General features: G+C 66.3%; 5 protein-coding genes, 1 tRNA gene and 2 pseudogenes. 5 read left to right on the forward strand and 3 right to left on the reverse strand.

Annotated elements, in window-relative coordinates:
- Window positions 1-16: 16 nt before the first annotated feature.
- The gene (locus tag F627_RS0113095; protein WP_018877178.1) at window positions 17-877 is read right to left on the reverse strand and encodes a diiron oxygenase; all 861 of its coding nucleotides are present in this window, start codon (window positions 875-877) and stop codon (window positions 17-19) included.
- A 395-nt stretch (window positions 878-1,272) separates the two neighbouring features.
- Here F627_RS0113095 and F627_RS0113100 point away from each other — a divergent pair, with 395 nt between their 5' ends.
- The 3 genes and pseudogenes from F627_RS0113100 to F627_RS17240 all read left to right on the forward strand — a co-directional run bounded on the left by F627_RS0113100 (window position 1,273) and on the right by F627_RS17240 (window position 2,592).
- Entirely contained in the window at window positions 1,273-1,602 is a 330-nt protein-coding gene (locus tag F627_RS0113100) for a DUF1820 family protein (protein WP_026279324.1), read from the forward strand.
- 93 nt (window positions 1,603-1,695) lie between these two features.
- A tRNA-Ser gene (locus F627_RS0113105) sits at window positions 1,696-1,786 on the forward strand.
- Window positions 1,787-2,385: 599 nt separating this feature from the next.
- Window positions 2,386-2,592 (forward strand): annotated as a pseudogene (locus F627_RS17240) (hypothetical protein).
- 322 nt (window positions 2,593-2,914) lie between these two features.
- Here the strand turns inward: F627_RS17240 and nadC are convergent.
- On the reverse strand, window positions 2,915-3,823 hold the full coding sequence (gene nadC / locus F627_RS0113110; protein WP_019584302.1) for a carboxylating nicotinate-nucleotide diphosphorylase: 909 nt from the start codon (window positions 3,821-3,823) through the stop codon (window positions 2,915-2,917).
- On the reverse strand, window positions 3,813-5,204 hold the full coding sequence (locus F627_RS0113115) for a sodium:alanine symporter family protein (protein WP_018875834.1): 1,392 nt from the start codon (window positions 5,202-5,204) through the stop codon (window positions 3,813-3,815). The genes nadC and F627_RS0113115 overlap by 11 nt, the downstream gene beginning before the upstream one ends.
- A gap of 181 nt (window positions 5,205-5,385) precedes the next feature.
- Between F627_RS0113115 and F627_RS0113120 the strand changes: the two genes are divergently transcribed.
- Window positions 5,386-6,306, forward strand: coding sequence for a ZIP family metal transporter (locus F627_RS0113120; RefSeq protein WP_019584303.1), 921 nt, complete (start codon window positions 5,386-5,388; stop codon window positions 6,304-6,306).
- A gap of 271 nt (window positions 6,307-6,577) precedes the next feature.
- Window positions 6,578-6,777: pseudogene (locus F627_RS0113125) on the forward strand (IS110 family transposase); the annotation flags it as partial.

Genomic DNA, 6,777 nt, shown 5'->3' on the forward strand with positions numbered 1-6,777 from the left:
TGGCCGGAATGTTTCCCTATCGCCAGTTCAGGACCAGCCCCTGAGCGCGCAGGATCTGCAGCGCGGGGTCGACACAGGTGTCGATGAAGGCGGCCCGGCGCGGATTGTCGCGTGCCAGTCGGCGGTAGTCCGGACCCGCGGGCAGGCCCGCGAGCTGGTAGATATCCGCCGTCGGGTAGTAGAAGGCGTGCACGAACTGACGGAATACCCGGCGCATCAGCGGCCGGTAGGTGGTCTTCTGCCAGGCGGGCAGGGAGTCCAGGTAGCTTTCCAGCGTGTCGCGGGCATGCGCCATGTGGCGGGCCTCGTCGATCATGTGGGTGGTGACGACGTCATGCACCGTGGGGCTTATCTGGTCGCGGCGCTGGTGGATCAGCCGGTTCATCCGATCCGGCACTTCCTCGCCGATCATCACCGCGATCCAGAAGATCGAGGACTCGAACGGGGCGAAGCGTCCGACCAGCGTGGCGAGACGTGGCTTCGGGAAGCGCTTCTCCGGCAGCTCCAGGCCGCTGCGCCGCATGAACTCGATGAACATCAGGCTGTGCCCGGCCTCTTCGCGCAGCTCGTGCAGGCGGTAGTTCAGCCGGTCCAGCCGGCCGGTCGAGTGCATGGAGATGCGCGAGATGCGCTCCATGAACAGGCCCTCCAGCCACAGTGCCCCGCTGATGAAGTAGAGGAACTCGTACTGCGACAGGCGGCGTTTCTGCTCGGCGGACAACGCCGAGTATTCCGGCGTACCAAATAGCGAGACGGCCTCTTCCGGGATCCAGAAGTCCTTCGGCGACAGCGCATCCCAGCGAATCCGCGTGAGCGGATCCTGGTATGGCGAACTGTTGCGGCTCAAGTGATCGAGCAGCTCCTGGGAGGAATTCATCGTTGGCGTGCCGGGGCCCATGCGGATGACGCCGGGAATCATACCGGCTCTGCCCGTCCGGACCAACGCCAACCCGTTGCAATCTGCGGTTGCTCCCCCATGATTAAGGAGACGCTGATTGAATCGCACGTCCGCGTTGGTGCCCCCTGTTTTCCGAGACAAGGCGCGTCGTGCAGCGGGTAGTGGTTCTACCCGCAAGCGGCGCAACGCAGGATCGGGGAACAGGGGGCACCAACCCCACAAGCCATTGAAAGCAGGGGCTCGGCCGCTTTTGCGTGCGCCCGGCGTTGCGGCTCGCTTATGTAGCTCGGCTACACTTCACTCACCGCGCCTTGTTCGCACGCAAAAGCGACTCGAGCGCGGACGTGCGATTCAATCAGCGTCTCCTTAAGATCATGGACAAGAACATACGTTACCGGATCAGCTTTCTGAACAATGGCAAAACCTACGAATTGTTCGCCCGTGATGTTTATCAGGATGAACTGTACGGGTTCGTGACCATCGAGGGTCTGCTGTTCGGGGAGCGCTCGCAGGTCGTGGTGGATCCCTCGGAGGAACGCCTGCGTACCGAGTTCGAGGGAGTGGAGCGCTTCCACGTGCCGATGCATGCCCTGATTCGCATCGACGAGGTCACCGCCGTGGGGACGCCGCGCATCCACGACGCGGGCGCGGTGGGTGGAAACGTGCATGCCTTCCCGGGGTTGCCAGGCAAGGGTGGGTCCTGATCCGCAAGCGTTTTCCACCGGCCCTCCATTGCGCCGCTGCCGCGCCTGGTTTAGGATTCCGCGCTCTGTAGCCGTCCAGCGGTTGCGGAAAACGGAGAGGTGGCCGAGCGGTCGAAGGCGCACGCCTGGAAAGTGTGTATACGGTAACCCCGTATCGAGGGTTCGAATCCCTCCCTCTCCGCCAGATTCGAGCAAAGGGGCCTGCGTGGCCCCTTTTGCATGTTTGGCCCCGGAGGTGCCGGGATTCGAACCCGAGGAACAAGAACGCTGGTTCGACGGGTGACGCGGAGCGGCACCCGAGCGTCGCCGCAGGCGACGACCCGGAGGGCGAGGCACAGCGTGCCGAGTAATCCCTCCCTCTCCGCCAGATTCGAGCAAAGGGGCCTGTGTGGCCCCTTTTGCATGTTTGGCATCAGCGCTCGGCATTCGGCTAATGAATGCGGTGGTTCGGCTGTGGGCTGGCCCTGGTTCGTCATCCAGTGTTTACGGTGCCTCCGGTCCACATACTGCCCGGCGCTGACTCGCCAGCGCGCCGCGAGGTACTTCTTTGCTCGTGCAAAGAAGTACCCAAGAAACACGCCCGACTGCCGCGACCCCGGCCCGCTGCGCGGGCCGGGGTTTCCCTCGCTCCGAGGGTTTTCGCGGGCGGCGCTGAACTCGCTGCGCCTTCGGCTCCGCTCAGACATCCAGCGCCTTTTCTCCCGCGAAAACCCTCTCCGCTCGGCGCGACGACAACGGGGAGGCAGGTCCAAACAACGGCGATCCCAGCGATATAGCTAGTGGATGATGGCTAGGCTTTCGGACATCTTGGGCATGCTCGGCCTTTGGCCGTTGCGTGCCGCGCCCGCGTAGCGGGCGCCAGGGGCTTTCGAGCGGCGTTGCCTATGGTTAGGCGCAAACATGGGGATGTGTTCGGTTCTGACCTTCGCCTCCCGTATGGAGCCCCTTGCGGAAGGGTTCTCGGGCCGGGAGAAGGCGCTGGATGTCTGAGCGAAGCGCAGCGTAGCGAGTTCAGCGCCGCCGGCCCGAGGGCCCTGGAGCAAGGTTCCCGGGCGGAATCCGGGTGCCCTTCTTTGGGTCCTTTCTTGGGCAAGCAAGAAAGGACCTCGGGGCGCGCTGGCGAGTCAGCGCCGGGCAGTATGTGGACCGGAGGCACCGTAAACACCGGAGGACGAACCAGGACCAGCCACCAACAGCGCAAGCGGCGGACCGAAGGCACCGTAGACAACAGCGGATGAGCCAGGACCAGCTTCAGTAAGGCAGGCGGCCGACCGGAGCCCTCTCGAATGGAGACCGGTTTCCGGTCGAGCGGTTAATCGAGGCGCAGGGAGTAGTCGATCGCGTGGAGGTGCTTGGTCAGCGCACCCACGGAGATGTAGTCCACGCCGGTCGCCGCGATGGCCGCCAGGCTGTCGGGCGTGACCCCGCCGGAGGCCTCGGAGATCGCGCGGCCACGAATGAGCAGCACCGCAGTGGCCAGGTCGTCCAGCGACAACTCGTCGAGCATGATGACGTCGGCACCGGCGGCCAGGGCCTGGTCCACCTCGTCGAGGGTCTCGGTCTCCACCTCGACCCAGCGTCCGGCACCCAGGGTGCGGGCGCGCTCGACCGCGGCGGCGATGGAGCCGCAGGCGGCGATGTGGTTTTCCTTGATCAGCACCGCATCCCACAACGCCAGCCGATGGTTGTAGCCGCCGCCGCAGCGCACCGCGTACTTCTGCCCATGCCGCAGCCCCGGAAGGGTCTTGCGGGTGTCCAGGACGCGGCTCTCGGTGCCTTCCAGGCGCGCGACCCAGCGCGCGGTCTCGCTGGCGGTTCCGGAGAGGGTCTGCAGCAGGTTCAGGGCCGCGCGTTCGGCGGCCAGGACGGCCCGGGCCGGCCCCTCGAGCGTCGCGATCACCCGGGGTTGGCCGTCCACGGTTACCCGGGCGCTCTCGGGTACCTGCCAGTCGATGCGGATCTCCGGCGCGAGGCTGGTGAATACGCGCTCGAACCACGCCTGTCCGCAGACGATCGCGGGCTCCTTGAGCAGCAGCGTGGCGCGCGCGACGCGTTCGGCCGGGACCAGGGCGGCGGTCAGGTCGCCGTCCAGACCGTTGGGGCCCAGGTCTTCCGCGAGGGCGGCCTCGACCTCGCGCACGAGCATGGCGGCATCGGGCCGCGCCGGGCCCTGGGCGAACGGGTCGCTGGGGCCGCCTGCGACCGGGGCCTTATCCGTCATGACGATCCGGGATCGGGCGGTGGGCCACGTAGTCGTCGCGCAGCTTCTTCACCAGGCCGGCCAGGAGGATGAGCGCGATCAGGTTGGGTGCGGCCATGGCGATGTTGGCGATATCGGAGAAGTTCCAGACCACGCCCAGCGGGATGGTGGCCCCGATCACGATCAGGATGACGAACACGATGCGGTAGGGCATGACCGCGCGCTCGCCGAACAGGAAGTAGGCCGAGCGGTCGCCGTAGTAGGACCAGGCGATCATGGTGGAGAAGGCAAACAGCATCAGGCTGATCCCTACCACCATGGCGCCGAACGGGCCCAGGGTGGAGCTGAAGGCGGTGGCGGTCAGGGAGGCACCCACGACGTCGTCGGCGCGGTCAATGTAGGCCCCGGTAACCACGATGGCCAGACCGGTCAGGGTGCAGACTACGATGGTGTCGATGAACGGCTCGAGCATGGCCACCGAGCCCTCGCGCGGCGGATCGCCGTTCTTGGCCGCGGCGTGCGCCATGGCCGAGGACCCCAGGCCCGCCTCGTTGGAGAACATGCCGCGCGCGACGCCGTACTGGATGGCGAGACCAATGGCCCCGCCACCGGCCGCCCAGGGGTTGAGCGCAAGGTTCAGGATGGTGGCGACCGCGGCCGGGACGGCATCGATGTTGGCGACGATCACCACGAAGGCACCCAGCATGTAGATCACGGCCATGAACGGGACGATGGTCGAGGCGATCATGGCGATGCGCTTGACGCCGCCGATGATGACCAGCGCCACGAGCACGGCCATGGTCAGGCCGATGATCAGGGCCATCCAGCCCATGATGTCGTCGTCCGCGCGCAGGTCCGGCACGATGAAGGTCAGGCCGTCGACCACGGAGTTGGCCTGCACCATGTTGCCGATGCCGAACGAGGCGATCAGGGTGAAGGCGGCGAACAGGATCGCCAGCTTCTTCATCTTCAGGCCGTTGAGGAGCGTGAACATCGGCCCGCCGGCGATGCTGCCGTCCGGGGCGATCTCGCGGTAGCGCACCGCCAGGGTGGTCTCCGCGAACTTGGTGGCCATGCCGAAGAAGGCGGTGACCCACATCCAGAACAGCGCCCCGGGGCCGCCCAGCGCGATGGCCGTGGCCACGCCGGCGATGTTCCCGGTCCCGATGGTGCCGGACAGCGCGGTGGAAAGCGCCTGGAACGGCGAGATCTGCCCGGTGCCGCCGGCGCGACCGTCCGACCCGCGCAGGGCACGCCAGCCCTCGCGGAAGGCCACGACCTGAACCAGACCCAGGCGGATGGTGAGATAGAGCCCCGTGCCCAGCAGGAGGATCAGGGTAATCGGGTTGCCCCAGAGAAGGCCGGCGGTGTCGCCGAGGAACTGGTCGATGGTGTCGAGCATCGGTGGGTCCTTGTAATCCGGGTGGGACGGCCGCAGTGCTGGCCGAAAACTCTACCGCGCACGGCCGTCGTTTACGATAGGTTGAGCGCACCGCGGCCATAGCCTGTGCCTGTGAAACCCGCAGGCGGCCCGGGAATCCATGGTAGAAACACCACGCCGTCAGGACGTTCAAGGATCGAGCATGAGCGAATCAAACGAGCCCGTTGTCGAATACGATCACGGCAAACCGGTCCCCCGGGTCTTCCTGATCGGGTCGCTGATCGCGCTGGCGGCCTTCATCTGGCTGGTCAGTCTGGTCTGGCCTTCGCTGGAAGAGCGGCTCGTCGGCCTGAGTACGCTGCAGATCGGCCTGCTGGCGAGCTTCGTGGCCGGGCTGATGACAGCCGTGGGCGCGCTTCCGATCTTCTTCCTGCGCCGGATCAGCCAGTCGGTGGAGGACGCGATGATGGGCTTCGGCGCCGGAGTGATGCTCTCCGCCACGGCCTTCGAGCTGGTTCTGCCGTCGGTGGAACAGGCCGAGCTGCAGTATGGCGGCGTGGGTATGGCGATTGTCGTTCTGGCGGTGGGCATGGCGCTCGGGGGCGGCGCGCTGCTCACCCTGCACAAGTGCGTGCCGCATGAACACTTCCACATCGGCCCGCAAAGCGGGGCAGACCCCGCCAAGATCCGCCGTGTCTGGTTGTTTATCTTTGCCATCGCCCTGCACAACCTGCCCGAGGGGCTGGCCGTCGGCGTGGGTTTCGGGGGCGATGACGTCCGTGACGGGATCGCGCTGGCCATCGCGATCGGTCTGCAGAACATGCCGGAGGGGCTGGTGGTGGCGATCGCCTTGCTGTCGCTGGGCTACAGCAAGTGGGCCGCATTCGGGGTGACCCTGCTGACCGGGCTGGTGCAGCCGGTCGGTGGTCTGATCGGGGCCGGCGCCATCACGCTGATGGAGTTCCTGTTGCCCTGGGGGCTCGCCTTCGCGGCCGGGGCGATGCTGTTCGTCATCAGTCACGAGATCATCCCCGAGTCGCATCGCAAGGGGCACGAGGCGCAGGCGACGGTCGGCGTGCTGGTCGGTTTCGTCGTCCTGCTGGCGATCGACCTGGCGTTGTAAGGCTCCTCGCACTGGCACTGTCATTGCGAGGAGCCGCAGGCGACGCGGCACAAAAGCGCGCAGCGCGCTGAACGGCCGCAGGCCGGCCCGAAGGGCGGGCGCAGCGAGTAACCTTCGAAAGCTGGCCGCGCGTCAGCATCCGGTGGTTTCGTAAGGAGGTTGCTTCGTCGCTGCGCTCCTCAATGGGATGGACGCCCCCGCCCTATTACGGCATCGCGATGTGCCAGAGTGGGGGTGATCACTCTCACTCGAAGAAGACGGAGGCGTCCACATGCAGGTTACAACACTCGGTATTGATCTCGCGAAGAACGTGTTCCAGGTCCACGGTGTGGATGCGCAGGGCCGGCAGGTGTTTTCGAAGGCGCTGCGGCGCAGCCAGTTGCGCAACTTCGTCGCCCAGCTGCCGGCCTGCCGGATCGGCATGGAGGCCTGCGGGAGTGCCCATTACTGGGCGCGTGAGTTGCAGGCGCT

The sequence above is a fragment of the Thioalkalivibrio sp. ALE16 genome, assembly GCF_000381305.1.
Lineage (GTDB): Bacteria > Pseudomonadota > Gammaproteobacteria > Ectothiorhodospirales > Ectothiorhodospiraceae > Thioalkalivibrio.

Coding starts and splice junctions, on each gene's coding strand:
- nadC (WP_019584302.1), bottom strand. CDS start 3,823: ATGACGGATAAGGCCCCGGTCGCAGGCGGCCCCAGCGACCCGTTCGCC.
- F627_RS0113115 (WP_018875834.1), bottom strand. CDS start 5,204: ATGCTCGACACCATCGACCAGTTCCTCGGCGACACCGCCGGCCTTCTC.
- F627_RS0113120 (WP_019584303.1), top strand. CDS start 5,386: ATGAGCGAATCAAACGAGCCCGTTGTCGAATACGATCACGGCAAACCG.
- F627_RS0113095 (WP_018877178.1), bottom strand. CDS start 877: ATGAATTCCTCCCAGGAGCTGCTCGATCACTTGAGCCGCAACAGTTCG.
- F627_RS0113100 (WP_026279324.1), top strand. CDS start 1,273: ATGGACAAGAACATACGTTACCGGATCAGCTTTCTGAACAATGGCAAA.